General features: G+C 64.0%; 28 protein-coding genes and 1 riboswitch. Of the genes, 6 read left to right on the top strand and 22 right to left on the bottom strand.

Annotated features, from left to right (window positions below):
* Positions 1-59: 59 nt before the first annotated feature.
* The 4 genes from PSET11_RS05995 to PSET11_RS05980 all read right to left on the bottom strand — a co-directional run bounded on the left by PSET11_RS05995 (position 60) and on the right by PSET11_RS05980 (position 2,696).
* Positions 60-1,196, bottom strand: coding sequence for an ABC transporter substrate-binding protein (locus tag PSET11_RS05995; protein WP_345788818.1), 1,137 nt, complete (start codon positions 1,194-1,196; stop codon positions 60-62).
* A gap of 131 nt (positions 1,197-1,327) precedes the next feature.
* Positions 1,328-1,534, bottom strand: coding sequence for a cold-shock protein (locus tag PSET11_RS05990; RefSeq protein WP_124091304.1), 207 nt, complete (start codon positions 1,532-1,534; stop codon positions 1,328-1,330).
* A gap of 162 nt (positions 1,535-1,696) precedes the next feature.
* The gene (locus PSET11_RS05985; protein WP_124091198.1) at positions 1,697-2,317 is read right to left on the bottom strand and encodes a LytR C-terminal domain-containing protein; all 621 of its coding nucleotides are present in this window, start codon (positions 2,315-2,317) and stop codon (positions 1,697-1,699) included.
* A gap of 49 nt (positions 2,318-2,366) precedes the next feature.
* A complete protein-coding gene (locus PSET11_RS05980) occupies positions 2,367-2,696 on the bottom strand; it encodes a DUF3263 domain-containing protein (protein WP_124091197.1) in 330 nt (109 codons plus the stop codon).
* Positions 2,697-2,810: 114 nt separating this feature from the next.
* Between PSET11_RS05980 and PSET11_RS05975 the strand changes: the two genes are divergently transcribed.
* Positions 2,811-3,581 carry a uracil-DNA glycosylase gene (locus PSET11_RS05975; protein WP_124091196.1) on the top strand — a complete coding sequence of 257 codons (771 nt, stop codon included), beginning with the start codon at positions 2,811-2,813 and terminating at the stop codon, positions 3,579-3,581.
* Between the two features lie 14 nt (positions 3,582-3,595).
* Positions 3,596-4,435 carry a siderophore-interacting protein gene (locus PSET11_RS05970; RefSeq protein WP_124091195.1) on the top strand — a complete coding sequence of 280 codons (840 nt, stop codon included), beginning with the start codon at positions 3,596-3,598 and terminating at the stop codon, positions 4,433-4,435.
* Between the two features lie 86 nt (positions 4,436-4,521).
* Here PSET11_RS05970 and PSET11_RS05965 read toward each other — a convergent pair whose 3' ends face one another.
* Genes PSET11_RS05965 through PSET11_RS05955 form a run of 3 tightly spaced genes read right to left on the bottom strand, consistent with a single transcriptional unit; the run spans position 4,522 to position 8,477 of the window.
* Positions 4,522-6,009, bottom strand: coding sequence for a threonine/serine exporter family protein (locus PSET11_RS05965; RefSeq protein WP_124091194.1), 1,488 nt, complete (start codon positions 6,007-6,009; stop codon positions 4,522-4,524).
* Positions 6,010-6,042: 33 nt separating this feature from the next.
* Positions 6,043-7,353, bottom strand: coding sequence for a peptidoglycan bridge formation glycyltransferase FemA/FemB family protein (locus PSET11_RS05960; protein WP_124091193.1), 1,311 nt, complete (start codon positions 7,351-7,353; stop codon positions 6,043-6,045).
* 32 nt (positions 7,354-7,385) lie between these two features.
* Positions 7,386-8,477 (bottom strand): lipid II:glycine glycyltransferase FemX, encoded by a 1,092-nt coding sequence (locus tag PSET11_RS05955; protein WP_238989051.1) that lies wholly within the window; start codon positions 8,475-8,477, stop codon positions 7,386-7,388.
* Between the two features lie 135 nt (positions 8,478-8,612).
* Here PSET11_RS05955 and PSET11_RS05950 point away from each other — a divergent pair, with 135 nt between their 5' ends.
* Positions 8,613-9,161, top strand: coding sequence for a TspO/MBR family protein (locus PSET11_RS05950; protein WP_124091191.1), 549 nt, complete (start codon positions 8,613-8,615; stop codon positions 9,159-9,161).
* A gap of 306 nt (positions 9,162-9,467) precedes the next feature.
* Here PSET11_RS05950 and PSET11_RS05945 read toward each other — a convergent pair whose 3' ends face one another.
* Positions 9,468-10,865: an L-serine ammonia-lyase gene (locus tag PSET11_RS05945; protein WP_124091190.1), complete on the bottom strand. Its 1,398-nt coding sequence runs from the start codon at positions 10,863-10,865 to the stop codon at positions 9,468-9,470.
* A 397-nt stretch (positions 10,866-11,262) separates the two neighbouring features.
* Positions 11,263-11,358, bottom strand: a riboswitch (glycine riboswitch).
* 106 nt (positions 11,359-11,464) lie between these two features.
* Complete coding sequence (locus PSET11_RS05940; protein WP_124091189.1) at positions 11,465-12,004, bottom strand: TetR/AcrR family transcriptional regulator; 540 nt, start codon at positions 12,002-12,004, stop codon at positions 11,465-11,467.
* 96 nt (positions 12,005-12,100) lie between these two features.
* Here PSET11_RS05940 and PSET11_RS05935 point away from each other — a divergent pair, with 96 nt between their 5' ends.
* Positions 12,101-13,675 carry an MFS transporter gene (locus PSET11_RS05935; RefSeq protein WP_203415920.1) on the top strand — a complete coding sequence of 525 codons (1,575 nt, stop codon included), beginning with the start codon at positions 12,101-12,103 and terminating at the stop codon, positions 13,673-13,675.
* On the opposite strand, the gene PSET11_RS05930 is transcribed toward PSET11_RS05935, so the two are convergent.
* Positions 13,672-14,487: a sigma-70 family RNA polymerase sigma factor gene (locus PSET11_RS05930; RefSeq protein ID WP_124091187.1), complete on the bottom strand. Its 816-nt coding sequence runs from the start codon at positions 14,485-14,487 to the stop codon at positions 13,672-13,674. The genes PSET11_RS05935 and PSET11_RS05930 overlap by 4 nt on opposite strands.
* Positions 14,488-14,724: 237 nt before the next feature.
* Here PSET11_RS05930 and PSET11_RS05925 point away from each other — a divergent pair, with 237 nt between their 5' ends.
* A complete protein-coding gene (locus tag PSET11_RS05925) occupies positions 14,725-15,243 on the top strand; it encodes a hypothetical protein (protein ID WP_124091186.1) in 519 nt (172 codons plus the stop codon).
* Here the strand turns inward: PSET11_RS05925 and csrA are convergent.
* The 10 genes from csrA to PSET11_RS05875 all read right to left on the bottom strand — a co-directional run bounded on the left by csrA (position 15,240) and on the right by PSET11_RS05875 (position 23,736).
* A complete protein-coding gene (csrA, locus tag PSET11_RS05920; RefSeq protein ID WP_124091185.1) occupies positions 15,240-15,521 on the bottom strand; it encodes a carbon storage regulator CsrA in 282 nt (93 codons plus the stop codon). The two genes, PSET11_RS05925 and csrA, sit on opposite strands and share 4 nt — an antisense overlap.
* Before the next feature lie 53 nt (positions 15,522-15,574).
* Positions 15,575-16,606 (bottom strand): hypothetical protein, encoded by a 1,032-nt coding sequence (locus PSET11_RS05915; protein ID WP_124091184.1) that lies wholly within the window; start codon positions 16,604-16,606, stop codon positions 15,575-15,577.
* Positions 16,584-18,626, bottom strand: coding sequence for a flagellar biosynthesis protein FlhA (locus PSET11_RS05910; protein ID WP_124091183.1), 2,043 nt, complete (start codon positions 18,624-18,626; stop codon positions 16,584-16,586). Before PSET11_RS05910 ends, PSET11_RS05915 begins: the two co-directional genes overlap by 23 nt.
* Before the next feature lie 43 nt (positions 18,627-18,669).
* On the bottom strand, positions 18,670-19,746 hold the full coding sequence (locus tag PSET11_RS05905; RefSeq protein WP_124091182.1) for an EscU/YscU/HrcU family type III secretion system export apparatus switch protein: 1,077 nt from the start codon (positions 19,744-19,746) through the stop codon (positions 18,670-18,672).
* Positions 19,746-20,504 (bottom strand): flagellar biosynthetic protein FliR, encoded by a 759-nt coding sequence (locus tag PSET11_RS05900; protein WP_124091181.1) that lies wholly within the window; start codon positions 20,502-20,504, stop codon positions 19,746-19,748. The genes PSET11_RS05905 and PSET11_RS05900 overlap by 1 nt, the downstream gene beginning before the upstream one ends.
* A gap of 1 nt (position 20,505) precedes the next feature.
* Positions 20,506-20,781 (bottom strand): flagellar biosynthesis protein FliQ, encoded by a 276-nt coding sequence (fliQ, locus tag PSET11_RS05895; RefSeq protein WP_124091180.1) that lies wholly within the window; start codon positions 20,779-20,781, stop codon positions 20,506-20,508.
* Positions 20,778-21,527, bottom strand: a complete 750-nt coding sequence (gene fliP, locus PSET11_RS05890; RefSeq protein WP_124091303.1) for a flagellar type III secretion system pore protein FliP — start codon at positions 21,525-21,527, stop codon at positions 20,778-20,780. The genes fliQ and fliP overlap by 4 nt, the downstream gene beginning before the upstream one ends.
* A gap of 77 nt (positions 21,528-21,604) precedes the next feature.
* Complete coding sequence (fliO, locus tag PSET11_RS05885) at positions 21,605-22,096, bottom strand: flagellar biosynthetic protein FliO (protein ID WP_124091179.1); 492 nt, start codon at positions 22,094-22,096, stop codon at positions 21,605-21,607.
* The gene (gene fliN / locus PSET11_RS05880) at positions 22,097-22,843 is read right to left on the bottom strand and encodes a flagellar motor switch protein FliN (RefSeq protein WP_124091178.1); all 747 of its coding nucleotides are present in this window, start codon (positions 22,841-22,843) and stop codon (positions 22,097-22,099) included.
* Positions 22,840-23,736 (bottom strand): flagellar motor switch protein FliM, encoded by an 897-nt coding sequence (locus tag PSET11_RS05875; protein ID WP_124091177.1) that lies wholly within the window; start codon positions 23,734-23,736, stop codon positions 22,840-22,842. Before PSET11_RS05875 ends, fliN begins: the two co-directional genes overlap by 4 nt.
* Before the next feature lie 290 nt (positions 23,737-24,026).
* Here PSET11_RS05875 and PSET11_RS05870 point away from each other — a divergent pair, with 290 nt between their 5' ends.
* Positions 24,027-24,947: a hypothetical protein gene (locus tag PSET11_RS05870; protein WP_160118965.1), complete on the top strand. Its 921-nt coding sequence runs from the start codon at positions 24,027-24,029 to the stop codon at positions 24,945-24,947.
* Positions 24,948-25,194: 247 nt separating this feature from the next.
* On the opposite strand, the gene PSET11_RS05865 is transcribed toward PSET11_RS05870, so the two are convergent.
* Positions 25,195-25,980, bottom strand: coding sequence for an OmpA/MotB family protein (locus tag PSET11_RS05865; RefSeq protein ID WP_124091175.1), 786 nt, complete (start codon positions 25,978-25,980; stop codon positions 25,195-25,197).
* The gene (locus tag PSET11_RS05860; protein WP_124091174.1) at positions 25,977-26,792 is read right to left on the bottom strand and encodes a motility protein A; all 816 of its coding nucleotides are present in this window, start codon (positions 26,790-26,792) and stop codon (positions 25,977-25,979) included. The genes PSET11_RS05865 and PSET11_RS05860 overlap by 4 nt, the downstream gene beginning before the upstream one ends.
* Positions 26,793-26,795 lie beyond the last annotated feature (3 nt).

Here is a 26,795-nt window from a genome sequence, read left to right as displayed (position 1 = left end):
GTGAGTGCAAGCGCCTACATGGCTGTTCAGCTCTCCGCAAAGTCTGGTCACGACGCGATTTACGGCGCTGACCGGCCAGCTTTCTCGGTTCCCGTGGCTTGGGGTTCGTTGTCGTCACCATACGTAAAGACCGTGTAGCCAGCAGTGGTGATGTCACCGTTGCCGTCGAAGTCAATGGGGCCGGATTCGCCGTCGTAGCTCATTGCCGCCCCAGCTGTCGCAGCCGGTAGGCAAGACGTGAAGGATTTACAAGGGGCAACGACCGGGCCAGGGGTTCCCGAGGCGGACCCGCCGGAAACGGCGATGAGGTTTGCAGCAATCGAACGGCCGGCGTCGTCTCCTGCCTTGGCGGCGGCGAGGGCTGCCAACGTGACGGCATCGAACGTCTCAGCCGCAAACGAGACGTCCTTGAGCTTGGCGTTGACGCTCAGGAGCCGAGCCTGGAAGCCAGCGCTCGGCAGTCCGCCGGGGACCAGCGCACGTGCCCCGGCAAGGGATTTGGCGGGCAGCGCAGTGCCGTACCGGGCAAAGGCGCCGTCGCTCAGGACCAGACGGGTGCCCTGCACGCCGGCCTTGGCCACGTCGGCAAGTGCACCCTGCGCGCCCTCGCGGGCCACGATGATGACGGCGTCCGGCGCCGACGCAGCAATGGCCTGGGCCGCCGGACCGGCCGCACCGCTGGTGAACTGCGTGCTACCCAGCACCTCAAGCCCCAGTTCCCGGGCGGACTCAGCTGCCGCCGTCGCCACGCCTTTGCCGTACGCGCCGTCTTGGTAGAGCAACGAGACGGTCGCGGCACCGGAATCCTTGGCAAGCTTGGCGAGGAGCGGCCCCTGCGCCACATCTGCCGCTGCGGTGCGGAAATAGTATCCGCCACTGTTGACGGTGGACAGGGCGGCAGCGGTGTTTGCCGGCGAGATGAGCGGGGTGCGGGCACGGGACAGGACGTCGATGGCAGCGCTGGCATGGCTTGAGTCGGTGGGGCCAATAACCACGTCGGCTTCGGACTCCACCAAAGCGTGCGCCTGGGCTGCGGTGTCTTCGCCAGGCTTTGCCGGCAGGAGTTCCACTTGGCGGCCCTTGAGGCCACCGGCAGCGTTGATTTCACGGACCGCCAAGGTGGCCGCGGCCTGCTGGGAGTCGTTAAGGAACGCGCCATCGCCGGTGCTGTCGAGGATCAGCCCAACGCGGAGCACACCGTCTCCTGAGGCTTGCGCCGCGTCAGTGCGGGCGTTGCCGGGAACGGACGAGCAAGCCGAAAGCGTCAATATCGCGCACAGCACCGCAGCCGCAGCGGTTCGAACGCCGCGTCCTCGAATCGGTGCCGTCACCCTGCCGGCCGGACGTTCTCGGCCTGCGGACCCTTTTCGCCTTCGCCGAGGTCAAGTTCCACGCGTTGGCCTTCATCGAGGGCCCGGTAGCCGTCACCCTGGATGGCGGACCAGTGGACGAAAACGTCGTTGCCAGAGCCGTCAACCGTGATGAAGCCGTAGCCCTTCTCCGCGTTGAACCATTTGACGGTTCCCAGTGCCATGCTCATCCACCCATTTTCCGTTGGTCGAAGGACTGCCGCGCCGGGGTGTGGCGCCGTCCCACACCGATGCCTGATGTCCCACTCTAGCCAAGGTGACCCTGGCACAGCTGGTCCGTGACGGGCCGGTCGGCAAACGTTATTCAGGCGTAACCGCAGGACGATTTAGCGGAATCCGGGTCCCACCACGACTACCAGGGGGACCTGGAATTCGGTGCTGCTGACCAGAGTGGGGATGTTAAGGAGGGCGCCCAGTTCTTGGGCGTTGGCCAGTTGCTCCGCGCCGGCGTAGAAGATCACCGAGGTTTGCTGCGGGGCGCCGGCCCAGTTTCCGACCTGGCCCAGGGCCCACCCGTCGGCCTGGACTGTGGCGCTGACGCTTCCGGCCAGGCCAGCGACGCCGGCTGCGTTATAGACAGCGACGGGCTGGGTTTTGTCTGCCGCAGGCGTGGTTTCGGTGGGCTGCGTGGCTGTGGGCTCGGCAGAAGGTTCCGCTGACGGCTCGGCCGACGGCGATTCGCTGGCTGTGGCGCTCGGCTCGGGAGAAGTGGTGGGTTCGCTGCTCGCGGTGCTGGCAGCCGATGGGCTTGAGCCGGCGGATGATGCGGTGAAACCCAGCCCCGGCAGGACCAGGAAGCAGACCAGCCCGATGGCCAGGGCCGCGATGCCCACTGCCAAGACGGGCCAGAGCCGCACCCGGGATGCTGCCGAAGCGGTCCGATGAACACCTTGGCGGGACGCGGTCTGCGGGACCTTGTCGAATTCATCACGGGCGTACTTGGTCATGAGGGAGTGACATCCTTGTTGATTGCCGCTGAAGAATCAGCGTGGGAGTCTATGCGTCGGACCCCAGGCGCCGCGCTGTCCGGGCGCGGTGGCGAGACGTACGTAGTCTACGCAATCTCTTGACCAACATGGGATCGTGGGCCAGCGCATCGTCACTGTCGATCAGCGCGTTCAGCAGCTGATAGTAGTGGGTGGCTGAGAGGTCGAACAGCTCGCGGATGGCTTGTTCCTTGGCTCCGGCGTACTTCCACCATTGCCGTTCCAGGGCCAGCATCTGCTGTTCGCGCTCGCCCAGCGGCGACTCTCGGAGGGTGAAATCGGCGAGGAGCGACGGCTTTGAGTCCGGCGTGGGCAGGTGCTCGCGTGCTGGTTCCGCCACGGCATGCTCCCTTCGCTGGCATTACGGTGTTCCTACCCCATGCTACGGACGAATAACACCGTTGTCATTTGCGTACCGCCGCCGGCCGCAGGTGCGCCCTGCCACAATGAAGGAATGGTTGAACCTGACGCGCTCTTCGATCTTGACCCACCCGCAACTCAGCGGGATAGCTTCGCAGCGCTGGCTGAGCTGCCCTTGTCCGACCTGGTGTCGCCAGGCTGGGCCCAGGCCCTGGCCGACGTTGAACCGCAACTCCGCGATGTCCTGACCTTTCTGGGCACCGAAGCCGACGCTGGGCACCATATCCTGCCGTCGCCGTCGAACGTCCTGCGTGCCTTTGCGCAACCTTTCGACCAGGTGCGGGTGCTCATTGTGGGCCAGGACCCGTACCCCACGCCGGGGCATGCGGTGGGCCTGTCCTTCGCCGTGGCCGGGGGCACCCGGCCCATTCCGCGCAGCCTGGCGAACATCTACCGCGAGCTCGATGCAGACCTGGGGATCCCGCCGCGCGTCCACGGGGACCTGTCCGCATGGGCTGGCCAGGGCGTCCTGCTCCTGAACAAGGTGCTGTCCGTGCGGGCGGGTGCGGCCGGCTCGCATCGGCGGAAAGGCTGGGAGGCGATCACGACGGCGGCCATCACCGCCCTCGCGCAACGCACCACAGCGGACGGCTCGCCGGCGCCGTTGGTGGCAGTGTTGTGGGGCAAGGATGCCGAGAGCGTCCGGCCCCTCCTCGGCGCGACGCCGATCGTGTCCAGCGCGCACCCAAGCCCGTTGTCGGCGTCGCGCGGATTCTTCGGTTCAAAGCCGTTCAGCGCGGTCAATCGGCTGCTGGTGGAGCAGGGCGCTGCGGAAGTAACGTGGGAGTTGCCGGCACTGCCCTAGCTTAGGCTGTCCTTATGAGCTTTGTTCCCGCTGCTGCCAGCGCCACCAAGAAGAACCGCCCACAGACCACGTTGGAAGTGCTGCGCCGCGAGCAACTTTCTCCCCACATGGTGCGGATCGTCGCGGGCGGGGACGGTTTTGCCAGCTTCACCAATAATGACTCTGTTGACCGCTACGTGAAGATCATCTTTCCGCAGCCCGGGGTGGACTACCCGCTCCCCCTGGATCTGGCGACCATCCGCGAAACAATGCCACGCGAACACTGGCCGGTCACCCGCACGTACACCATCAGGTGGGTTGACCCGGTTGCCCGCGAACTGGCCATCGACTTCGTGGTGCACGGCGACGAAGGGTTGGCCGGCCCGTGGGCTGCCGCCGCGCAACCGGGCGAAACATTGATCTTCACCGGCCCCGGCGGCGGCTACAACCCCAATCCCGACGCCGACTGGTACCTCTTCGCCGGCGACGAATCAGCGCTGCCAGCCATCGCCGCCAGCCTCGAAGCACTGCCGGCAGACGCCACCGGGCTCGCCTTCCTGGAAGTGGATTCCGCGGCCGACATCCAGCCGCTCACTGCCCCTGCCGGCGTCCAGGTGACATGGCTGCAGCGCAACGGCGTCCCCGCAGGTAGCAGCGACCTGCTGGTCTCCGCTGTTGCGGCCGCCGAATGGCCCAGCGGCACCGCTGACGTCTTTGCGCACGGCGAACGTGGCTACATGAAGGCCCTGCGCGATGTTTTCTACGTCCAGCGCGGGCTGGACCGCAAGCAAGTTTCGCTGTCCGGCTACTGGGCGCTGGGCCGCGTCGAGGACGCGTTCCAGGCGGAGAAGAAACTGCCGGTCGGCCAGATCTAGCTAGGCCAGCAGGGGCCGCCCCGCTGCCGGCGCCGGGCGGCTACCGCGGCGACGGCTGACGTGCTGGCGCCGGGGCGGTGACGATACTAGCGTCGGCGGGCCCGGCGTCGTTCATTGCTCGCCAGGCTGCGGGTGAATGGCCTGGCCAGCGTATCGCCGAGGACAATGCCACCCGCCGTACCCAACACAATGGCGCCAGCGCTGAGCATTCCACCGGCACCCGTCAGGATGGACGATTCTTCCACCGTGAGCACGTACATGGACCGGAAGATGACAAGACCTGGCAGCAGGATCAGCGCGGCAGGCACGGCAACGACAAGCTGCGGCGCCCCCAGCCGCAAAGCCACCACACGGGCCAGCAGACCGATCACCACAGCCGCCAAGGCTGGCGAGAACCTGTCGCCGATGCCCAGCAACCCACCGCCGAGCAGCACCAGGTAACCGGCCACGCCAACCGCGGCCGTAGGCAACAGGAGCTGCCAGGTAGTCTGCTCCGTGATGCCGATGGCCATGACGGCGATCGCGACGAAAAGAATGAGGACCCACAGGTCGTAGGCGGGTGGGAAGGTCTGGGTGACGTCGATCCGTTGAAGTCCGGTGAGTTCGCCCACCACGAAGGCCACGGCAATGCCGGCCACGATGGCACCAAACGTCAGCAGCGTGGACAGGAACCGGCCGGCAGCAGTAACGGGGAAGCCGTTGATCGCGTCCTGGACGGAGGAGACCAGTCGGCCAGTAGGAAGGAGCAGTAGGATTCCCCCCACCACCACAATGGCCGGGGACGCTGTGAGTCCGAACTGCCATAGCAGCAACGCCAACATGGTCACCACGAAAGAGCAGCTCGCGGTGATGAAGAAGTCCGGCACCCGCCAGCGACCCAATTGCCGTGCCATCAGGCTGATGGCGATGTTGGCCACGAAGGCGATCGCAGAGGACACCGGGCCACCACCCAGCACCCCAACGAACACCGCGGCGAAGATTCCGAACGCTGCGGTCACCATCCACCGTGGGAAGGGCTTAGGGCTGGTGATGACCTCGTTGAGCCGGCGGACAGCTTCATCACGACCCACTCCCCCGGCCACGATGTCCGTCACCAGTTGGTGGACACGGGCCAGGCCAGCGTAGTTATTCGTCCAGGAGCGGACCACCCGCAACAGCGAAATGGGCGTCTGGTCCTTCGGCGCGTAGTTGATGCCCACCGACTGGTTGGTGATGTCCACCTCGATGTTCTTCAGACCCAGCGCAGCCGTCACGGCAATAATGCTGGTCTCCACCTCAAGGGCGCCCGCCCCGTACCGGAACATGGTTTCGGCGAGGTGCAGGGCGAAGTCGAGCGTTTTCCGGGCAGACGTGTCCACGCCGCCCACCTGGATGGTGGGATTGGCGTAAGGGCTGCCGGCCAATCGGTCAACAATGCTCAAGGGTGCCGTGGGCGGGTTTTCGCCTTGCACCAGCCGGCGCAGCATGCGTTTTGCTGCTACGTCCTGACGGATCTGCGCTGCTGTGAGAGGTTGCGTTTTGGGCAGGCCGTCGGTGTGTGGCCGTGCTTCTGGGTGATCTGGCCGGTGGGGCATGCCCCTCCTCCCGGTGTGGTGGTTGCTGGGCGCTCAGCCCCGACGGATCGGCAGCTTAGCCTTCAGGGTACGGGCCGAACCTGCCGCCAACCTGAGGAGGCGGTTGGCCTGGAAGATCCGGGGACGAACGGGGAGGACGAAGTCGCCCACGAGTTGCACCACCGTGCCGCCGAAGCCCTTCTTGAACTCGTAGCCGCCATGGCCCTCTTCATCCTGGCCGGAGATGCCGAACGTGCCGTAGAAGTTGTACTTGGGGTACCCCTGCTCCAATGCGTGCAGCATCATCCCCCAGTACAGCGAGGTGGCGCCGTTGAAGTAGATGTAGTCCTGGACGGTGCCGCCAATGACACACACCACCTCATCGCCGTAGCACACGAAATGGATGGCGGCCACGGTGGCTACCCCGACGGAATCAGGGAAGCGCTCAATGTCCTTGAGGCTCCGCTCGTAGCTGTCCGCGAGGTCCTGGACCACCTTGAGCCGGTTGGCTTTCTTCTTGCTGCCCGTCTCCTCAACCTCGCGGCGCAACTGCGCTGCGCTCTCGGATTCAACAGCCAGGCGCTCGGTGATGGACTTCCGGTAGGCCGGGATGTCGATCTTGGCCATCATCAGCTTGGTGAATTCGGGAGTGGTGGTGCGCAGCAGGTTCTCGTAGTAGGACCGCTCGCGGTACGTGAAACCCTTTTCGTCGCCGGCGGTCTGCAGGGCGGTGTAGAACTCGTCGAGGGTTTCCAGGGTGGCCTGTTCAAGGAACACCCCGTTTTTCTCGGCCTTACGGATGGCCTTGCGGGTGCGGTAGTTGGTACTCATGATGAGTTCCTCGGCGTCCGCCACACCCACGAGGTCCTTGATGAACATCCAGTTCACGTTGACGAAGTTCATGTCCAGGCCTTGGTGCCGGAAACCCAGCGTTCCCAGCCGGGCAAGGAGGGGCCGGTTGTCCAACAGTTCCGGGTGTTCGGCACCGTCTTCGTCGCGGGCCAGGTAGGGCAGGTTCGGCGAGATCCGCAGTTCAGCGGCCTTCCGCTCCGCCGCGCGGCCACGCAGAAGGCGGACGACGGCGGCCAGCAAGGCGTCGTCGTCGTACGCCATCAGTGGTCCCTTGGCGCACTCGGCGACCGTGTAACCGAGCCGGTTGGTGCTGTAATTCACCTTGCCGGCAGCCACGAGATCGCCGCCCTGACGAACGCCGAAAAGCTCAACCTGCTGGCCGCGGGCGCGCTGGAACCTGGCGAAGTCCACCGACTGCAGGAAGCTGTTCTGCGGGTGGGTCAGTACGTAGGCCTCGAACTCGGCGTCGCTGAGGAGGACGAACTCGAGGTCCGTAGTGGCGGTTGCGTTCAAGGTGGATTCCTTTGTCATTGCGGGGTGCGCGGTCAGTAGAACTGCTGGCCGGTGCGGGCGGTTTCGATCCGGCGGAAGACTTTCTCCCCGCCCTGCACCCACAGCCGGTGCCGCAGTGGCGAGAGGATGTAGTCGTAGCAGCCCACAAAGTCTGTGACGGTCTTGGTAAAGCTCGTTTTGAACATTCCCATCCCGTGAAGGTTGTGCGTCTTGTCCTTGATCCGGGCGGCCGGTGGGGTGCCGCAAAAGTCGTATTCGCGGCAGCCGAGTTCCTGCATGCGCTGGATGGCCGTCCATTGGACGAGGTGCGAGTCGCCGTACTGCTTGCGGTTCTGCACGGAGCCGCCGTCCTTGTAGGTGGCTTTGCTGCCGTAGTTGATGACGAAGGCGCCAACGCTCGGCTTGCCATCTTCGTAGGCGAAGAAGAAGTTCCCCTGCCCACGGCTGCAGAACTCGTCCCAGAAGCGCGTGTAGTACTCGTAACTGCGCAACGGCATGGAGCCTTTAGCGTTGACGGTGTCCGCCATCAGGTCGTACAACGCCCGGTAGGTCTCGGGGGTGGGTTCTTGCCGGACCACCTCGCAGCCCTCACGCTCGGCACGGCGGACCGCGTTGCGGGCCCGGGAGGAGATAGCTTTCAGCACTGCCTCGGTGTCGGCCGAGATGTCCAGCAAGGCGGTGGAGTCGTTGGACTGGATGTTGGGTGCCTTGACTAAGCCCAAGTGGGCCAACTCTGCCCGCAACTCTTCCGAGTCCACAATGTCTGGCTCCACCTTGATGGTGAAGACCCGGAGTTTCGCGGTGCGGGCCAGCGCTTTGCACGCCTCCAGCGCGGCGACAAGGTCGGCACCGGGCGTCGCGGCGGTGTTCACTGCAAGGTCCGGGCCCTTGATCAGGTACCAGAGCCGGCCCAGGACAGGGAACGATCGTTCGAGCATCAGGTTGTAGCTGGCGGTACCGCCGCTTTCCAACACGAGGAAGAGGACCTTCCATCCACTACCGTTCTTGACCGCCGCGTAGGCCGCCGACTGGAGCATGTTGCCGCCGTTGGGGTTGGCCGTGACGAGTTCGTCCCAGTTCTCAATTTCCTCGGCGGTGGCGAATCGTGCCGTGAATTCTCGCAAGGGAGCCGTGTCCAATCTCAGGGTTTGTGCGCGTACTGTCCCCGCTACTGCGTGCGGACATGCAACCTCAAGTCTAAAGCCTGCCACGTCCTGGCCCACCGCCTTGACTGTGCGTGCTGCGTTCGCAAGGGTGGAATGATGCAGACACATGGGGAGCGGACACTGTCAGCGTCGGCCGAAGCGCCGGCGCATCGGAGCGTCATGAAGCAGGTTCTGGTGCTGGTGGGGTTCATTGCCGCCTCGTTTGTGGTGGCCGGGCTGGGCGGCTTGGCGTCCACCAGCAACGTGGACGGCTGGTACAGCACCGCCAGCAAGGCCCCCTGGACTCCGCCTAACTGGGTGTTTGGCCCGGTTTGGACAGTGCTCTATCTCCTGATGGCCGTTGCCGCGTGGCTGGTCTGGCGAAAGGGCGGCCCGGCCAGCCGCCGCTTCCTGCGGCTCTACTGGGTCCAATTGGTCCTGAACCTCCTCTGGACGCCCCTTTTCTTCGCTCTGTACCCCAGCTTCGGCACCCCGGCGCTGTGGTTGGGTTTCGTCGATATCGCAACTCTCGCCGTCGTGCTGGTGGTCCTGATCCGGTGGGCGTTCCCGCTCAGCCGCGCGGCCGGTCTGATCCTGCTGCCCTACATCGCCTGGGTGGCCTACGCCTCAACCCTCAACTTGTGGGCAGCCATCAACAACTGACCCTCCCGGAGCTTTTACGGCCGAACTGCCAACCCTCCCGGAGATCCCGCGACCGTTTCCCGAACCATCCCGGAGCTTTTTGCGGCTGAGCTGCCACCCTCCCAGAGATCCCGTGGCCGCAGGTAAATCACGACGGCGGCCCACGGCAGACCGGTCACGCACCTGGGTGGGTGCGACATCGCTCCGGAGGGCCGCCGTCGTCGGCCGGAAATCCGCGCAGCGGCAGACCGCCGGGAGGGATACCCAAAACTCGTAAAAGCTCCGGGAGGGATGATGAAACGGCCGTAGAAGCTCCGGGAGGCTTGCTCAGCACTCGACGACGTTGACCGCCAGCCCACCCATCGCTGTTTCCTTGTACTTGGACGACATGTCGCGGCCAGTTTCGCGCATGGTGACAATAACCTCGTCCAGAGATACCCGGTGCGTCCCGTCACCCCAGAGCGCCATCTTGGCCGCGTTGATGGCCTTGGCAGCTGCGATCGCGTTACGTTCAATGCACGGCACTTGGACCAGTCCGCCAATGGGATCGCAGGTCAGGCCGAGGTTGTGTTCCATGGCAATCTCCGCGGCGTTCTCCACCTGTGCAGGCGAACCACCCATGACTTCGGCGAGGCCAGCAGCGGCCATCGACGACGCCGAGCCCACCTCACCCTGGCAGCCAACTTCGGCGCCGGAAATCGAGGCCTGCTCCTTGTAAAGGACGCCAATGGCACCGGCAGTCAGCAGGAACTTCACCACCACGTCGTCGCGATCCTGCTGCGTCGCCTTGTCCATGCCGGGCGCAAAATGCAAGGCATAGTGCAGCACCGCCGGAATGATGCCGGCTGCACCATTGGTGGGCGCCGTCACTACCCGCCCGCCGGACGCGTTCTCCTCGTTAACCGCCAAGGCAACGAGATTTACCCATTCCTGCCAGTATTTGGGGTCGCGATCCTTGTCTTCTTTCAGGAGCCGGTCATGCCAGTCGGGCGCACGACGACGGACCTTGAGTCCGCCGGGCAGCAGGCCCTCGCGCTTCAGGCTGGTGGCAACGCAGGCTTCCATGACGGAGTGGATGTGCAACAGCCCGTCCCGGATTTCAGTTTCGGTGCGCGATGCCTTCTCGTTGACCAGCATGATCTCGCCGATGGACAGCCCCTTGGACTGGCATCGTCCCAGCAGCTCGGCTGCGGTCCGGAAGGGGAACGGCAGCTCCTTTTTTGACTCGTCAAGTTCCTTCTGGGCGGCGTCCTGTTCTCCGTCGCGGACAATGAAGCCGCCACCCACGGAGTAGAAGGTAGCCTCGTGGAGCACGGTGCCGTCGTCGTCGGACACGGTAAACGTCATCCCGTTGGTGTGCCGCGGCAGGATGGTGAGCGGTCGCAGGACCATGTCAGCGACACCGTATGGGAGCGGCTGTGATCCCCCCAGCTGCAGGGTTCCGGTGTCAGCGATGGTGGCCAGGCGCACCTCCACTTCTTCCGGCAGGATCAGTTCGGGGTGGAATCCTTCCAGTCCAAGGAGGATAGCCGTCATGGTGCCGTGGCCGTGACCGGTGGCAGCCAAGGAACCATAAAGGTCCACGCGCAGCGAGGCTACGTCGGCCAGCTTGCCTGAACCCTTGAGTTCTTCGGCAAACACCGCGGCAGCCCGCATGGGTCCAACGGTGTGCGAGCTGGACGGCCCGATACCCACGGAAAATAGATCGAAGACTCCGACGGCCATGTGTGTGGGTCCTAACTGATTGAGGAAAAGTTCAGGTGGCTGGTCCACGACGTACGCCGTGGACAGCCCAGCAACGCTGCTGTTTGGGGTGCTACCGAATCGGGTGCGCGCCGATGAGGCGCCTGAGTCAAGGTTGGGTGGCCAACAGGTTACCCACGGTCACGGCTGAACCACGCGAACCAGGCATTGGCATGTCAGCGGACACTGATCTACGAGGCACCGTTGGCGCATGAACAAACACAAGGAACTCCAAAAACTCAGGCAACGCGATCAGCGCCACAACGGTTCGGGTTCCTCCCCACTCTGTCGAAAACCTGAGAGATTCCGTAGCACCCACAGGGGTGTACTTGCACCGTCGGTGAACCCCAAAAACCAAGGGGTTACTTTCCAGAGACGCCTCCGCGTGGCGGTACATGGGCCTGAGAGATTCCTGGGGAGGATTTGCTCCTACGGCGCCTGCAAACCAAAAGCAGGACTCTCCCGCCACAGATCAAAGGCTTATTTAATTATGGGATGGTGTCCGCGGACCCAGGTGACAGGTCTCACAGGACTCTTATTGTCCTATGCCTTGCCCTCAGCTGCAACCGTGCTGCTCAAGGTCAGTTGCGCAGTTTGCGGACCGCCTGGATGAGGCTTTCGACGTCGGCCTCCCGGTTAGGGCTGGCGATCCCAGCCCTGCTCTCCCAGACCGCGTTGAAGTACATCCCGTCCCCCATATAGAGGACCGCCTTGGCAGCGGCAGCACCGACGTCGTCGGCTATCAGATCCAGCCACCGGCCCTGGATCGCGGTGAACCGTTGCCGCGCCTCGGCGTGCGCCACTTCGGCCAATCGGTTGGCGGCCACGAAGGCCCGGTCCATGGGGGTATCGGCGAAGATCGAGGTTGAGATGAAATATTCGGCGGCACCTTCCGGAGCCGCCTTCATCATCGCGAGGTCGTCCTCAGCATGGGCGACAAACCTTTCCAGCAGGGCGCTGATCAGCGCTTCTTTGTTGGGAAAGTGGTACAGCAGGCCGCCCTTGGAAACGCCAGCCTCCTTGGCCACCGCATCCAGCGTGGCCGCCCGCTCCCCCACGTCAATCAGGAGGCGTTCGTAGGCGTCGAGAACAGCGTCCCGGGCGACTGGTTTTCTAGGCATGCTTCCCATCATGCACACACGGGCAGAAAAACCCGCAACCAGAAAAATTTCGTAACTGTACCGTCTGGACGGTATAGTTAGAGTATGACGACATCGATGAGCCCTGGACAGGCAACCGGCCTGGGAATCCAACACGCCAAGGGCGGCTCGTGGCGTGACTGGACGGCGTTAGGACTGTTGATGTTCCCCGTCCTGCTGGTTGCGGTGGACAACACTGCCCTGACCTTTGCGTTGCCGGAGATCGCGCGGAGCCTGCAGACCACCGGAGTGCAGCTGCTGTGGATCGTGGACGCCTATCCCTTGGTCCTCGCCGCCTTGCTCGTAGCCATGGGCAGCCTGGGCGACCGGATTGGCCGTCGAAAACTGCTCCTGATCGGCAGCCTGGGTTTTGCCGCTGTTTCTGCCGTCACCGCCTTTGCGCCGTCCGCCGAATGGCTGATCGCTGGCCGCGCGGGGCTGGGCTTCTTCGGCGCCATGCTGATGCCGTCAACGCTGTCACTGATCCGAAACATCTTCCCCGACCCCAACCGTCGCCGCCTTGCCATTGCCATCTGGGCAGCGGGCTTCTCCGGCGGCGCCGCACTGGGCCCCATTTTTGGTGGCTGGCTGGTGGAGCACTTCTGGTGGGGAGCCATCCTGCTCGTGGCCGTTCCCATCATGCTTCCACTGCTGGTCCTGGGTCCGTTCTTCATCCCGGAATCCCGCGACCCGCAACCCGGCCGGATCGACATCCCCAGCATCGTCCTCTCAATGCTGGTGATGGTGCCCGTGGTCTATGGCATCAAGGAAATCGCTACCAAGGGATTCGAGCCTGAGGCAATCGCCATCATCGCTCTTGGCTTGGCCATGGGCTGGGTGTTCGTGCGCCGGCAGTTGCGTCTGCAATCTCCGTTGCTGGACATGGGACTCTTCAACAACCCCGTCTTCAGCACGGCAATCGTGGCCAACGTGCTTGCCGTGTTCTCCTTCAACGGCTTCATCTTCTTCCTGGCTCAGCACCTGCAACTCCTCGAGGGGATGTCGCCGTCGGAATCCGGCGTGGCGATGATCCCTGCCCTCGTAGCTACCGTGGTTGCCGGCCTCCTGGTGGTGCCGCTGGTCCGCAAGGTGCGGCCCGGGTTCGTGGTGGCGGGTGGCCTGACCCTGAGTGCGGCCGGCTACGCGCTGGTGGCTTTCGGCGACCACAGTGCCGGACCGGCAATCCTGCTGGCCGCGCTGGTGATCCTGGCACTGGGCGTCGGTGCCGCCGAGACCATCTCCAACGACCTCATCCTGGGTTCCGTCCCGGCGTCGAAATCCGGCGCGGCAGCAGCAATCTCCGAAACCGGCTACGAGGTGGGTGCATTGCTGGGCACGGCAGTCCTGGGATCCATCCTCACCGCGTCCTACCAACGGAACCTGATCCTGCCGGAGGGAGTCGGCGGGTCACTTCCAGCCGGCGAAACCCATCAGGCCGGCGAAACCCTTGCCGGTGCCGTTGACCTTGCGGCGTCCCTGGATGCCTCCGGGGCCCGGGAACTGCTGGCCACCGCACGGGCGGCCTTTGACTCCGGGGTGCACATCACTGCCACCATCGCACTGGTATTGATGGCCCTCACGGCAGCCCTCGCCGCAACGTTCCTGCGGAAGATCCCGCGGGCTACCTCAACAGACAAGCCGGCGCAGCACTAGCCCGATTGGTCCAACCGGGCTGAGCTGGCGCCGGCGGCAGGGGCCCCGGTGAACGTTGCGGCAGAGAGGTTGTCAAGGTATTCGGTGCGGCGGCGGGCAGTGATTCGGGACTCCGGGACGAAAGGCTGTCCCGGAGTGTCTGGGTAATGCGCGTTGAGGCCATCCCTGATAAGGCGAATGGCTTCGGAGCGTTGCTGGGAGACAGCTGCATGGGTTGAGCCCAGTTCCTCGGCGAGGTCCTTCACGGTCCTGGAACCGAAGTAGATCTCCTCAACGACGAAGCGCATCCGATCCGGGAGTGCGGCGACGGCGGCCCGCAGGTAGCGGAGCCGTTCGTCGGCCAGCACGGAGTTCTCCGGCGAAAGTGTGTCCGAGGCCAGGGTGTCCACCACGGCATCGTCCAGCGGCGTCACCGTGCGGGCGGAATCGGCGAGGGCGGCCTCGACGGCTGTCCGCTCCACGCCCAACGTTGCAGCCATCTCGGCCACGGTGGGTTTACGTCCCAGTGACGTCAGCAGCATCTCCTGTACGGAGGCCGTTTCCTTCATCCGCCGCCGGGCCGATCGGGTTGCCCAATCGTTGGCGCGCATCTCATCGGCAAAAGCGCCAACAATACGCCGGCGGGCGAAGGCGCCGAAAGGCACGCCAAGGGTCGGATCGAACGACTCCGCTGAGGTAATCAGGGCGATCGCACCAACCGATGCAAGGTCCTCGCGCGAAAGATGCGAGGCTTTGGAACAGAGATCTGAGACCAGGTATCCCACTAAAGGAAGATGCTGGGTGACCAATTCGTTGCGTTCAACGAGATTCAACGGTGTCCCCCCACGAGACATAAAGACGAAGCACCAATTCACTGGAGCCTTGCCAACCCACCATTCCCCAGAACAGTGCGAAAGTAGCCCCCAGAATGGCACTCTATGGACGTAATTTATCATCTCCAGGCAACGGCTCGTGACCATAGCCCATCTCGCCGCCGTGTAGGCTCAAATACGAAGAATACTTGGTAACTTCCTGAGCCAAATCGTCGAGTCACGCAGGGGGTGTGGGCTATGGGCGCTGAAGACCTCTCTGCTGCCCTGTGGAAACAGCGCACCGACCTCGAACTCCTCCAGTTTCGGTTGGATACCCAGGCGCTGCATGCCGGTGACGAAACCATGGCTTGGCTGAAGATTACTGCCGCCGATATTGAGTCGGTGGTGGAGCGGCTGAATATGGAACTGCTGTCCTGCCATGTGGAGTCGGCGGCCGTCGCATCGCTGTGGGGTGCGCCGCCGAGCGCGCCGCTGCCGACTCTCATTGTCTTTGCCCCACCTGGCGTTTGGCCCACTCTCCTGGGCGAGCACCTCGCGGAGCTGCGGCGGCTTTATGCAGCCATCCAGGCGGGTAGCGCGGCCAACCGTTTGGCGTTCCTCAGACGCGTGGAGGCTGCTGCACCGAAGGCCAGTGCGCCGGTGGAGCCCGACGCCGATCTGGCAGCTTTGCTGGCCGGCGGCACCGTGGCCAGGGCAAAGGCAGCCGCAAAAAGCACCGATCTGCCGTTGCTGGCCCAATACCTGGGCCTGGCCTAAACCTCAGGCTGGCCCGACGACGGCTGGCTGGCCGGCCGGGAGGCGGGGGGTCTCAGCGTCTTGAGGATGCCCTCGCCGCCGTCGCCCACTGCTCCCGAGGCCGCCGCGGCCATGTTGGCCGCTGCGATTGCTTCAATGACTTCCTTGCGTTGGATGGAAACCCCGCGCGGCGCTTCAATGCCCAGCCGTACGCCGTCGCCCTTGCCTTCGAGTACCGTGATGACGATTCCGTCGCCGATCATGATTTGTTCGCCCGGCTTGCGTGTGAGTACCAGCATGCTCTCAATCTACCTTTCGGGCCGTGGTGATGATGGGTTCGTTGCTGCTGGGGTCAGTCATGGCGATCTTCGTCGCTGACTGGCCAGCCGAGGTCATCAATGGATTCAGGGGTGCTGGTTCCAGCCGCGCCCACGGACATCAGCCCACTGAGCTCCAGCGCGCCGGCGATGGCGTCCAACCACGTCCGGGAGTCTGCGCTCTTCCGTCCCACATCCACCACGGCCCAGACCTGGTCCGCGCGGAGTGCTTCGATGGCGGGGATCATCCGGGGCAGCGCCGCAAGGCGCCGTCCCAGCCCAACGGCGAGGATGACGGTCTGGCGGTTTTCCACCGCCTGCGCCCTGGCCGCCGTCGCCGCTACCCGACCGTCAACATGCAGGTGACCGAAGGCGGTCAGCTCCCCTGCCGTTCGAACGTCAGCGCCGCCGCGCGAGAGCGACATCTCCAGCGCAGCGTCCAGCGCGTCGCTGCCGAGCCCCAGGAGCACGATCAGGTCGCCGGCACCCGCCAGGACTGCCGGGGCGGGGACCCGTGGTGCGGCGGCAGTGCGGGAGGAAGGTTCCGCAGGTCGCTGCGCCACTGCAGGAATGGCCGGCACGGGTGACGGGATTGGGGTCTCAGCAGGTTCCGGGACTGACAGTGCAGTGAACTGTTCCAGGACCTTCGCAAACACGTCGGACTCAGTGGAGACGGTGTCCCCGCCGGCACCGGACGGGGCATTACTCCGTGATTCGGTAGCGTCCGCGGCGGCGAGGAGCGAGGCAATCGCCGATCGCTGCAGCAGGTGCGGCCCGCTTTCCGGCTGAGGCACGACGGCGGCCGCCCCGGACAGTGCCGACCGTCCAGCAGGCGCTGTCCCACCTTCCGGTGTTCCGGCGTCGACGGTTCCTACCGGTTTGCCGGCGATAACAGTGGGATCAACGTGGATCACGGCCTCGTATTTACTCCCGGCGAAGAGCCCGGCCACGCCTTTGGTGGTGACGAGTTCCGCGGCGGCAATCCGCGCGCCGGGACCATACTTGGCCACGGCCTTCAAATGGATCTCTTCGAGGCTTGCGCCCTTAAGCCGAAAGCTGCCCTGCATAGCGAACCACCCCTATCGTCTCAATCCGGACGTTGGCGCTGGTGACTTCCCGGTAGGACAGGACAGCGATGGAGCCGGGGCCCACCAACCGGCGAACCGCCGGCCGCAGGGTCGGTGCGCAGACCAAGACCGGCTGCCTGCCGGCCGCGGCGGCTGCAGCGATCGCTTCCGACAGGGAACCCAGGACGGTATCCAGCTTGTCCTGACCCATCACAATCTGGGTACCGCCTTCGGCCGGCCGCATGTCCTCCAGCATTGACTGCTCCAAGGAGGGATCGATCATAATCACGTTGAGCGTGCTCCCATCGAGGTGCCCGGCGGCGAGCGCCGGCCCCAAGGCTTGCCGGGCCGACTCCACCAGGGATTCGGCGTCGGTTGAGATCTTCGCGCGGAGGGTCAACGCCTCGTAGATCCTGGTGAGGTCGTTGATGGGGACCTGTTCCTCGAGGAGTCCCTGCAGGACGCGTTGGAGCTCCGCGAGGGACAGCAGGCCCGGGGTCAGCTCTTCCACGGCGGACGGACTGATAGCACGCACCCCTTCGGTCAGGACACGGACATCCTCGCGGGAGAGTAGCCGCGCGGCGTTGGCGGTGACCACCGAGGAAAGGTGGGTGACCAGCACCGAGACCCTGTCGATGACGGTGGCGCCGGACATCTCGGCTGAGTGGCGCAACTCCCCCGGGATCCATTTGCCGGCCAGCCCAAACACCGGCTCCACCATTGATTGGCCCGGCAATGCGGACAGCGAGTCTCCCAGGGCCAGCATCCGTCCGCCCGGAGCGGAGCCTCGGCCAGCTTCCACCCCCGCGATCCGGATCACGTAGGTACCTGAGGCCAATTCAACACTGTCGCGGGTGCGCACGGGCGGGATGACGATGCCCAGGTCCATGGCGATTTTGTGCCGGAGGGAGCGGACGCGGGCCAGCAGGTCGTCGGCGGACCCGGACACCATGTCCACCATGTCGGGGGCCAGCAGGATTTCTACGGGATGGATCCGCATTTCTTCCATCAGTTGCTCGTTGGGATCCACTGGCACGTGTGCCAGGGCAGCCTGCTCGGACTCTTTGCTGGCCGCGTCCGAGCGTTGGGATTTCTTGGCCCGCTGTGAGCCGAACAACAGTGCGGCGCCCACCAGCACGAACGGCAGCGGCGGCATGCCCGGGATCAGGGCCATGGCCACAGCTGCCACACCGGCAATCATGAGCGCGTTGGGTGCCTGCATCAGTTGGGCGGAGGCCGTGCTGCCCATGTCCGCTTCTGCGTTGGAGCGGGTCACGATCATGCCGGTGGACACTGCCATGAGCAGCGCCGGGATCTGGGTGACCAGGCCATCACCCACGGTCAGGAGGCCATAGGTACTGAGTGCGTCGCCCATCTCCATGCCCCGCTGCAGCATGCCAATGGCGATGCCACCCACAAAGTTGATGATGATAATGATGATGCCAGCAATGGCGTCGCCCTTGACGAACTTCGAGGCACCGTCCATGGCACCGTAGAAATCGGCCTCGGCGGAAACTTCGGCCCTGCGTTCACGTGCCTGGGTATCGGTGATCAGCCCGGCGTTCAGGTCCGCGTCGATGGCCATCTGCTTGCCCGGCATGGCGTCCAGGGTGAAGCGGGCGCCCACCTCGGCCACGCGTTCGGCACCCTTGGTGACCACCACGAACTGGATCACCACCAGGATCAAGAACACCACGGCACCGATGATCAGCGAACCGCCCACCGTAACGTGGCCGAAGGCCTCGATCACCTGCCCCGCGTAGGCCTCCCCCAACACCAGCCGGGTGGAGGCCACGTTCAGTCCCAAACGGAACAAGGTGGCCACCAACAGCAGCGACGGGAAGACCGAAAAGTCCAGCGGCTTTTTGACGAACATACTGGTCAGGAGGATCAGCAAGGCCAGCAGGATGTTGCAGACGATGAGGAAATCCATCAGGGGCGCCGGCACGGGCACCACCAGCAGGAGCACAATGCCCACAATCCCAATCGGCACTACCAGCCGGGATAGTCCCTTGTTCATGGTGCGGTCCTTTGTTCGTGTCGTACGCTCATCACTGCCCGATTCATGCCGCCACCATTCGATGCACCCCAGCGGCGGAGCCGCGCTTCTTGAGAGCCATCACAAAGGCCAGCACCCCCGCCACCGCCTGATAGAGGTCCAGGGGAATTTCCTGCCCCAGCTCGCAGGCACCGTGCAAAGCCCTGGCCAGCGGGATGTTGGCCACCATGGGGATCTGGTTTTCCTCCGCCGCGGCACGGATCCGGGTGGCGATGTGCCCACTGCCCTTCGCCACCACCCGAGGGGCTGACTTTCCGGGCTCGTATTTCAGGGCCACCGCAACGTGCGTGGGGTTCACAATGACGACGTCGGCGGTGCTGATGGAGGCCATCATCCGGTTCCGACTCATGGCCATCTGCCGTGCCCGCCGTTGCGAACGGATCAGCGGGTCGCCGTCGGAATTCTTGGTCTCGTCCTGGACTTCCTTCTTGGACATCCGGGTCTTCTTGCGGTTTCGCCGCATGACCACCAGGAAGTCGGCGGCTGCCAGGACCACGCCCGCCGCCACTGCGAACTGGATAAGGGACACCACACCGGAGGCACCTGCACCCACGATTCCGGCTACGGGCAATCCGCCTGCAGCGAGCAATACGGGGATCAGGCCTTGCACCACGGCGTACAGCACTGCACCCACCACGGCGGTCTTGAGCAGCGATTTCAAGCCGCCCCACAGGGCTTGGGCGCCAAACATCCGTTTCAGCCCGGGAAGCGGCTTGAAGTGCTCAAAGTCTGCCTTGAAGGTTTTCAGGTGCACCCCGCCCTGCAGCGCTCCGGCAGCCAGCACGGCGATGAAGACCACCACCAGGAGCGGACCAATAACGGTGGCGATGTCCCCCAACGCGATCAGCAACGCCTCCAGGGCGACCTGGGGATCGGGCTTCGAAATCAGTGCGCGGACGCGATACAGCTGGTCGGTGGCGGCCGCGGAGCCCCGGTCCAGGGTCGCGGGCAGCATCACGGCAGCGGCGCCCACCCCCACCCACGCCGTGAGGTCTTGCGAGCGGGATAGTTGGCCCTTGGAGCGGACTTCCTTGAGCCGTTTGTCGGTGGCTTGTTCTGTTTTTTCCTGTGAGTCAGCCATCAGTTCACTCCCATCACGGCTGCGGCAGCCTGGCTGGCCAGCGACGCGACGATGCGTGGCAGGGCCAGGAACAGGAAGCCGGCAAGCGCCAGGGTCATGAAGATCTTGAGCGGAAAACCCAACGAAAATGCGTTCAGCGCGGGGGCTACCCGGGTGAGGAGGCCCAGCCCGACGTCGGCCAGAAAGAGGACCACCAGGAGGGGCCCAGCGATCTGGACGGCGGCCAGGAACATTCCCGTAAGCGCCCCCGTCATGGCCTGGACGGGTTGGGCCAGGTCAAGCCCGCCAGCCAGGGGCAGTGCTGCGAAGCTGCCGGTCAACCCGCCAATCACCAACTGGTACCCGTCGGAGGAAAACAGCAATGCGAGCGCCGCCATTTGCAGGAACCGGGTGAACTGGGCGCCGTTGATCATCATCTGGGGATCGAAGCCCTGCGCGAGTTGGAATCCGCTGAAGAGGTCGATCAGGCTGCCCGCGGACTGAACCGCGGCAAACACCAGGTAGACCAAAAAGCCCAACACCAGGCCGGTGACGAGCTCCAGCACCACAGCACCGAAGAAAGCGCCCATGTCCCGGCTCTGGTAGCCGTTGGCCACGCGCTGGGAGACAGCCAGGCCCAAACCGAGCCCCAGCATGGCTTTCACCCGGCCGGGAAACGCGTGGTAGGCGAACGGCGGGGCGATGATGAGGAACGCCGTCATCCGCACTGAGGCCAGCAGCATGGCCTCCAGCCAGTGTGCGTCGATGGGGATGTTCATCTCAGCCGCCGTTCAAGAGGGCTGGAATCCGCTCAAAAATTTCGTGCGTGAAGGTGACCATCTCGGAAATCATCCAGTGCCCGCAGATCACCAGGGCCACTGCCACGGCCACGGCCTTGGGCACGAAGGAGAGGGTGGCTTCCTGGAGCTGGGTGACGGACTGCACCAGGGAAATGGCCAAGCCCACCACCAGTGCGGTCACCAGCACGGGCGCTGACAGTTTGGCGGCGACCAGGAGCGCCTGGAGGCAGATATCAAGGACGGCGTTCGTGTTCATCCGCTGCCGCCGTAGCTTTGCACCAGTGCCGTGATGATCAGGCCCCAGCCATCCACCAGGACGAACAGCAGGATCTTGAACGGCAACGAAATCATCACCGGCGGCAGCATCATCATGCCCATGGACATCAACGCCGACGAGACCACCAGGTCGATCACCAGGAAGGGCACGAAGATGACGAACCCGATGATGAACGCGGCCCGCAGCTCGGAGATCATGAACGCGGGAATCAGGGTCTGCAGGGCAACGGCTTCGGGGGTGGCAGGGTTTTCCAGCCCGGCCGCCCGGGTCATCAGCGCGATATCCTCCTCGCGCGTGTGCGCCAGCATGAACTGCTGCAGCGGGGCCAACGCGGCTGAGGCGGCGGCATTGAAGTCGATGCCACCGTTCAGGTACGGCTGGATTCCCTCGGTGTTCATCTGGTTGACCACCGGCCACATGATGAACAGGGACAGGAACAAAGCCAGCCCGGCCAGGACTTGGTTGGGCGGGACGGAGGGCAGCGACAGGGCGTTGCGGGTCATCGCCAGCACCACGAAAATCTTGGTGAAGGAGGTCATCATCAGCAGTAGCGCGGGCGCCACGGACAACAGAGTGATACCCAATAGGGTCAGGACCGTGGTGGACGGGGCGCCGTCGATGCCGTTGATGTCGATGTTGACGTTGCCGCCCGCTGGCGCCGCCGGATCCGTTGGCGGTACCGGGGCCACTGGCGCGGCATGGCCGGCTGCGGCCCCCAGCCACATCAGTACTGTTGCCAGAAGTACGACGGCGATCAGCAGCAGCGCCGGGCGTCCGAGCCGGCACAGGGGGGTACTGATGGTCAAGGCCGGCGTCCGCTCCTGAGCGCGGCGGCTGCCTGTTTCCAGGTGGAGCCGGCCAAGATGGAACCGTGCATCTGCGGGTGCGTCCGGGCACCGCGACGGGGATGGTCGCGGTGGACCGAGCTACGGGTAGGCATGGACCCGGCGTCGGCGAGGATCCTCGCGAACCCTGCAGCCGACGTCGTCAATTCCTGCCCTGGCACTCCGGACTCCTGAGACCCAGCCGATTCCTCCGCTTCGGCGGGAATCTCGCCGGTGTGCAAGACGTTGATGGCGTGGTCGGTGACACCCAGGACAAACCGTTGACCGGCAGCGTCCACCACCACCACTGACGTCTTGGCGCTCAGGCTCTGCCGGCCCACCACGGTGAGCACGGTGGTGGCACGACGGCGGCCCGTACCTTTGCTGAGCCGCTTCTGCAGGAACCACATCAGGGCCAGCACCGCTCCAAGGGATACCAGAACCCGCAGCCCCAGGATGAGTGCGTCCATTCAGCCGAGTCCTTCGGCAACGTCGAGGATGCGAGTGATCCGGACTGCGTAGTCCTGGTCCACCACTACTACCTCGCCGTGGGCGATCAAGCGGCCGTTGAGGAGGACGTCGGCGGGCGCACCGGCGGCTCGGTCCAGTTCCACAATGTTGCCCGGTTCAAGGTTGAGGGCGTCCCGAACGGACATCCGGGTCCGGCCAATCTCCACCGTCAGGGCCATTTCGACGTTGTTGATCCGGCCCAGTTTGGCGGCCACCGAACTCGTGCCGCCACCGGCACCGGTACTGGTGGCCGCGGCGCTGGTAGCCGAACCGCCGAAACCTGAGCTGCCCACGGCTGCGTGGTTGCGCACCCGGACCGCGAACCAGCCGGCAGCCGTGCCGCCGTCGGACAGTTCATAAACGATGGTCTCCGCATCCGCCAGCACAGCGGCAGCGTCTTCTTCGCGCAGCTCGCCCAAGACGCCGGACCCGAACCCGGCGGCGGCGCTTTCCATCGCCGGGCGCAGCACGGCCGTGGCCGCAACCGGCATACCGTTCACGGCTCCACCGGCGGCAGCAAGGAACTCGCGGTCGGTGAGCACCAGGACCAGGTCGGCAGTCACGGCGCCCACGAACGTGGCAGTGATGGCCTGGCTTGCACTGCCATCCCAGCGGGTGGGGCCCAAGACGGTGAGGGGCGTGATCACAGGCAGGTTGGCTGCCAGCTGGTCTGCCGCGCCGCGGTGGAGGGTCAGGGTGCTGCTCATGGCTGGTGCTCCTCGATGGTGACAATGACTGCTGCGGCGCGGGCGCCGTTCCTGACCGGCGCTGCGGTCGCGAGCCGGGTGCCTTTAAGTTCGACGTCGAACGGCCGGTTTTCCAGGTGCGGCAGGGGCAAGATGTCCCCCACCGCTAGGTTGAGGATCTGCTGCGGGGTGACAGTGGTGCGGGCCAGCTGCACGGCAAGTTCCACGGGCACATGTTCCATCTGCGCGTGGATCCGTTCCCGAGCACCGGCGGGGGCCTCTGCTGGGCTCACAATCTGGAGTTTGGCGAGCAACACTTCAGCGGGGATGGCCAGGGTGGCATCGGCGTTGGTAGCGCCGACGCTGATGCTGAACCGGGCCACCACCATGGGCTCGGTGGGAGCCGCGGCTTGCGCAAACCGTGAGTTGTACTGAATGGCCTCGATGGTCACGGCCTGGGATAACAAAGGGCCCATCGAATACTGCAGATCCTCGAGCGTCTCCTCCAGGAGCCGCTGGATGAGGGCCTGCTCCAGCTGGGTGAAAGCCCGCTCTGGCATGGCCGGGTCAGTGCTGCCACCCAGCATGCGGTTCAGCCAGGAGAGGCCAGCTGCTGCCGGGAACTGGATGACCAGGCGGGGTTCCGTGCCGGCAATTTCACACAGCACGACGGCGGTCGTGGCGGGGACGGAGGTGGCGTAGTCGTCGTAGCTGAGGAGGTCCAGGCCGTCCATGCGGACCACGGATTTCAGCCGGATCTTTGCCGTGAGCTGGGTCCCCCACTGCCGCGCGAAAGTTTCAAGGGCCGCCTCGATGACCCTGCTGTGCTCGCGCGCCAAGGTCGCGGGACGCCGGAAGTCGTAGACGTTCACTGTGCGGTCCCGCGCGGATCCCAGCTCTTCCAACACGCTCACGGGGGTGACTATCGGCACGGCTGCCGTGATCGTAAGGGATCGGCGTGAACCGGCGTGTCGTGGTCGGACAATAACGGACTTAACGCGCCGCGATTTTCGGCGCGCCTATGAGAGCCTTCTATTGAAGGGCGCAATGCTTAGGCATGCAATCACGTTCGGTGCGCCGGCCCCACCTGCGTCCACTTCAGTACAGTCACCCGCCCGCCGACTCGATGAATGCGTCGGGACCCAGTTCGACCCCTAAACAGGCGCAGTCAACTCCGTCTTCGAAGGACAGCCTGTCTGCGCTGGTGGCCAAGATACTCGATCAACTCAGCTTGACGTCATGGCTACCAGCGGCTGTTCTGGTAGCTGGTATTGCTGTTTTGTTTCAATTTCGAACAGACAAAAGAATTGACCTCCTGCAAGCGATTACCAAACTGTCGACGGACCCATTTCAACTGCTTGTGATCATGATACCTATTCTGATCATCGCTACTTTGATCACTCAAGCTTTTTCTTTCACGGCCATCCGCTTTCTCGAGGGCTACTGGAGCCGAGGGTGGCTGGCCGCAAGCCTCGGACCGGTATTTAGCCGAATGCAGCTTTCAAAGAAGAGTAGGCTAATAAATAAACAGAAAAAGTTTCAGTTGAAGGCTTTCAATTTCGCGAGACATGAAATGCTCAAGATCGGAATTAACCACGGAATAGTCTGTACCCTAGAAGCCAAAATATACGGAAAGAAGCCCTACTTTGACTTATCGGAAAAAGATGCTGCCGACCTGCACGCTCTAAAATGGGAAGATTTCTGCCGACCATGGCAAGTCCAAAGACTCGATCAACTCCGAGGCGCACTGCCGTTGTTTCCTCGACAATCCAGAATTCTTCCCACCGCACTGGGAAATCGACTTCGCGCTACGGAGGACACTCTCAAGAACACCAACGGCAATCTCGAGGGTTTCGTCAACGGCCGATGGGAAATTATACCGATACACCTGCGAGTAAATCATGATGAATTTCGCGATCGACTTGAAATGTATTGCACGTTGGTATTCGTTGCGGTTTTTCTCTGTATTGCTTCCATTCCTATACTTTTGGTCGAGGAAATTCAGCTCTGGCAAACAATGTCCATGTCTGTAGGATTCCTGGCACTGGCTGTTGTTTCCTACAGCGCGGCGTTAACGAGCGCCAACGCATACTGCTCAGTACTCAAGGAAATAGATCGTCTTTAACCCGACTCGGGTCCAACGGCGATCATGGCGCCATGGTGGATGGGACATTCAGGCTGATCGGCAGCGCTCGCCGTCTCGGTGCATGATGGTACGACGCATCGGTAGTCAGTTAATTCGGCGCGGCTGATTCCAGGGACTCTTCGATCGTTCATAAGAGAAAACTCCTCCTTCTTGCGCCTAGCGTCAATAGTGTCCGCATGATCACATGCACATCAGATGTCGCTCCAGGTTGATAGCCTCGGCCCGGCTAGTGGTAGTCCAACGCGGCCGGAATGAGCGCCCGGATTGTCTCGGGCTTGTCGGAGACCACCACAATGTCCACGCGCCGGTTCAGCTCCATCAGCGCCTCGGTGGAGTCGTCGTTCACCTGCCGGGCGGAGCCGAATGCCACAGCGCCGATGGTGCCCGGCGCGATGCTGCCGTTGTCCACCAGGTAGCGGAGTACGTTGACGGAGCGGGCGGAGGAGAGTTCCCAGGTGGAGGGGTAGGCGGTGATGCCGTTGGCGGCGTGCCCCTCCACCATGATTTCCAGCCCGGTGGGTGCCATGACGGGGGCGATGATGTTGAGCACCTGGACTGCCTTGGTGGTCAGTTGTGGTTTGTCGGGTTCAAAGAAGGCTTGCGAGCCGATCAGTTTCACCGTCAGGCCTCGGGCGGAGATGTTGAATTCGACGTTGTTGCTGAGCCCTGCAGCTTCCAGGCCGGCCTTCATCTGGTCGCGGAGTTCTTTCAGCCGGTCAGCTTCCTTGATCGCTTCTTCCATCTTGGCGAAGTCTTCGCCCTCCTTGTTGACGAGTTCGGCCGGCACCACCGTGCCTTCCGCGGTGTCAGCGGTCTGGGAGGCGACGGTGCCGAAGCCGGTGGCCAGGGAGTTGCGCAGCTTGTCGAACTTGTTCGCGTCAACGGTGGACATGGCGTAGAGGACGATGAAGAGGCACATGAGCACCGTGACCATATCCATGTAAGACGCCATCCAGCGCTCATCGACGTGGTGCTCTTCGGGTTTTTTCCGAGGACGACGGCGGCCACTCACGCGGCGGCGTCCATCGATTCAGCGTCGCCGGACCCCGTCTTGCCGCCCTTGCCGCTCGTTTTCAGTTGGTGTTCGGGCACCATGGAACGGAGCCGCTCGGCCAGCAGCATGGGCTGCGCGCCGGACTGGACGGCCAGCATCCCTTCCATCAGCAGTGTCCTACGTTCGATGTCCAGCTCGGAGAGCCGGGCCAAGCGGGAGCTGAACGGTAGCCAGATGAAGTTGGCGGAGAGCAGGCCCCAGAGGGTGGCCACGAAGGCGGCGGCGATCATATGCCCCAGCTCGTCCGGCTGGGAGAGGTTTTCCAGCACGTGGGTCAGGGAGACCACGGTGCCCACAATGCCGACGGTGGGTGCGTAGCCGCCCAGCGAGGCGAAGAACTTGGACGCCGAATGGTCAGAGCGCGACTTGGTGTCGATCTCGTCCTCCATCTGCATCCGGAGGTCCTCGGCGTCGGTGCCGTCAGCAATGTTTTGGAGCGCCCGGGCCAGGAACGGGTCATCGACGGTGGCGGCTTCCTCTTCGAGGGACAGCAGCCCTTGGCTGCGTGCCTTCTCGGCAAAGCGGACCAGCTGGTCGATACTGTCCTGGGGTTTTGCCGTTTTACCGATGAACATTCGGGGCAGGGCCTTGAACGCCTGGATGACGTCCTTGAGGGTGTTGCCGGCCAACCCGATCGCCAGGGTGGCGCCAAAAACGAGGATCATGGGCGCCGGCAGCAGCAGCGAAGAGATACTGCCGCCCTCGAGCAGCACCATGGCAATGAGCGAGCCAAAGGCGAGGAGCAGTCCAACGACTGTTGCGGGATCCATGGG

The organism is Arthrobacter ulcerisalmonis, assembly GCF_900609065.1.
Classification (GTDB): Bacteria; Actinomycetota; Actinomycetes; order Actinomycetales; family Micrococcaceae; genus Arthrobacter; species Arthrobacter ulcerisalmonis.
Note: the sequence above shows the minus strand (reverse complement) of the source record. Positions and strands in the feature narration are given on the sequence as shown.

Excerpts from the sequence above, each read along its gene's own strand:
- PSET11_RS05990 (WP_124091304.1), bottom strand. The coding sequence starts at position 1,534 with ATGGCACTGGGAACCGTCAAATGGTTCAACGCGGAGAAGGGCTACGGC.
- PSET11_RS05985 (WP_124091198.1), bottom strand. The coding sequence starts at position 2,317 with ATGACCAAGTACGCCCGTGATGAATTCGACAAGGTCCCGCAGACCGCG.
- PSET11_RS05975 (WP_124091196.1), top strand. The coding sequence starts at position 2,811 with ATGGTTGAACCTGACGCGCTCTTCGATCTTGACCCACCCGCAACTCAG.
- PSET11_RS05970 (WP_124091195.1), top strand. The coding sequence starts at position 3,596 with ATGAGCTTTGTTCCCGCTGCTGCCAGCGCCACCAAGAAGAACCGCCCA.
- PSET11_RS05965 (WP_124091194.1), bottom strand. The coding sequence starts at position 6,009 with ATGCCCCACCGGCCAGATCACCCAGAAGCACGGCCACACACCGACGGC.
- PSET11_RS05950 (WP_124091191.1), top strand. The coding sequence starts at position 8,613 with ATGATGCAGACACATGGGGAGCGGACACTGTCAGCGTCGGCCGAAGCG.
- PSET11_RS05945 (WP_124091190.1), bottom strand. The coding sequence starts at position 10,865 with ATGGCCGTCGGAGTCTTCGATCTATTTTCCGTGGGTATCGGGCCGTCC.
- PSET11_RS05940 (WP_124091189.1), bottom strand. The coding sequence starts at position 12,004 with ATGCCTAGAAAACCAGTCGCCCGGGACGCTGTTCTCGACGCCTACGAA.
- PSET11_RS05935 (WP_203415920.1), top strand. The coding sequence starts at position 12,101 with ATGAGCCCTGGACAGGCAACCGGCCTGGGAATCCAACACGCCAAGGGC.
- PSET11_RS05925 (WP_124091186.1), top strand. The coding sequence starts at position 14,725 with ATGGGCGCTGAAGACCTCTCTGCTGCCCTGTGGAAACAGCGCACCGAC.
- csrA (WP_124091185.1), bottom strand. The coding sequence starts at position 15,521 with ATGCTGGTACTCACACGCAAGCCGGGCGAACAAATCATGATCGGCGAC.
- PSET11_RS05915 (WP_124091184.1), bottom strand. The coding sequence starts at position 16,606 with ATGCAGGGCAGCTTTCGGCTTAAGGGCGCAAGCCTCGAAGAGATCCAT.
- PSET11_RS05910 (WP_124091183.1), bottom strand. The coding sequence starts at position 18,626 with ATGAACAAGGGACTATCCCGGCTGGTAGTGCCGATTGGGATTGTGGGC.
- PSET11_RS05905 (WP_124091182.1), bottom strand. The coding sequence starts at position 19,746 with ATGGCTGACTCACAGGAAAAAACAGAACAAGCCACCGACAAACGGCTC.
- PSET11_RS05900 (WP_124091181.1), bottom strand. The coding sequence starts at position 20,504 with ATGAACATCCCCATCGACGCACACTGGCTGGAGGCCATGCTGCTGGCC.
- fliQ (WP_124091180.1), bottom strand. The coding sequence starts at position 20,781 with ATGAACACGAACGCCGTCCTTGATATCTGCCTCCAGGCGCTCCTGGTC.
- fliP (WP_124091303.1), bottom strand. The coding sequence starts at position 21,527 with ATGTGGCTGGGGGCCGCAGCCGGCCATGCCGCGCCAGTGGCCCCGGTA.
- fliO (WP_124091179.1), bottom strand. The coding sequence starts at position 22,096 with ATGGACGCACTCATCCTGGGGCTGCGGGTTCTGGTATCCCTTGGAGCG.
- fliN (WP_124091178.1), bottom strand. The coding sequence starts at position 22,843 with ATGAGCAGCACCCTGACCCTCCACCGCGGCGCGGCAGACCAGCTGGCA.
- PSET11_RS05860 (WP_124091174.1), bottom strand. The coding sequence starts at position 26,792 with ATGGATCCCGCAACAGTCGTTGGACTGCTCCTCGCCTTTGGCTCGCTC.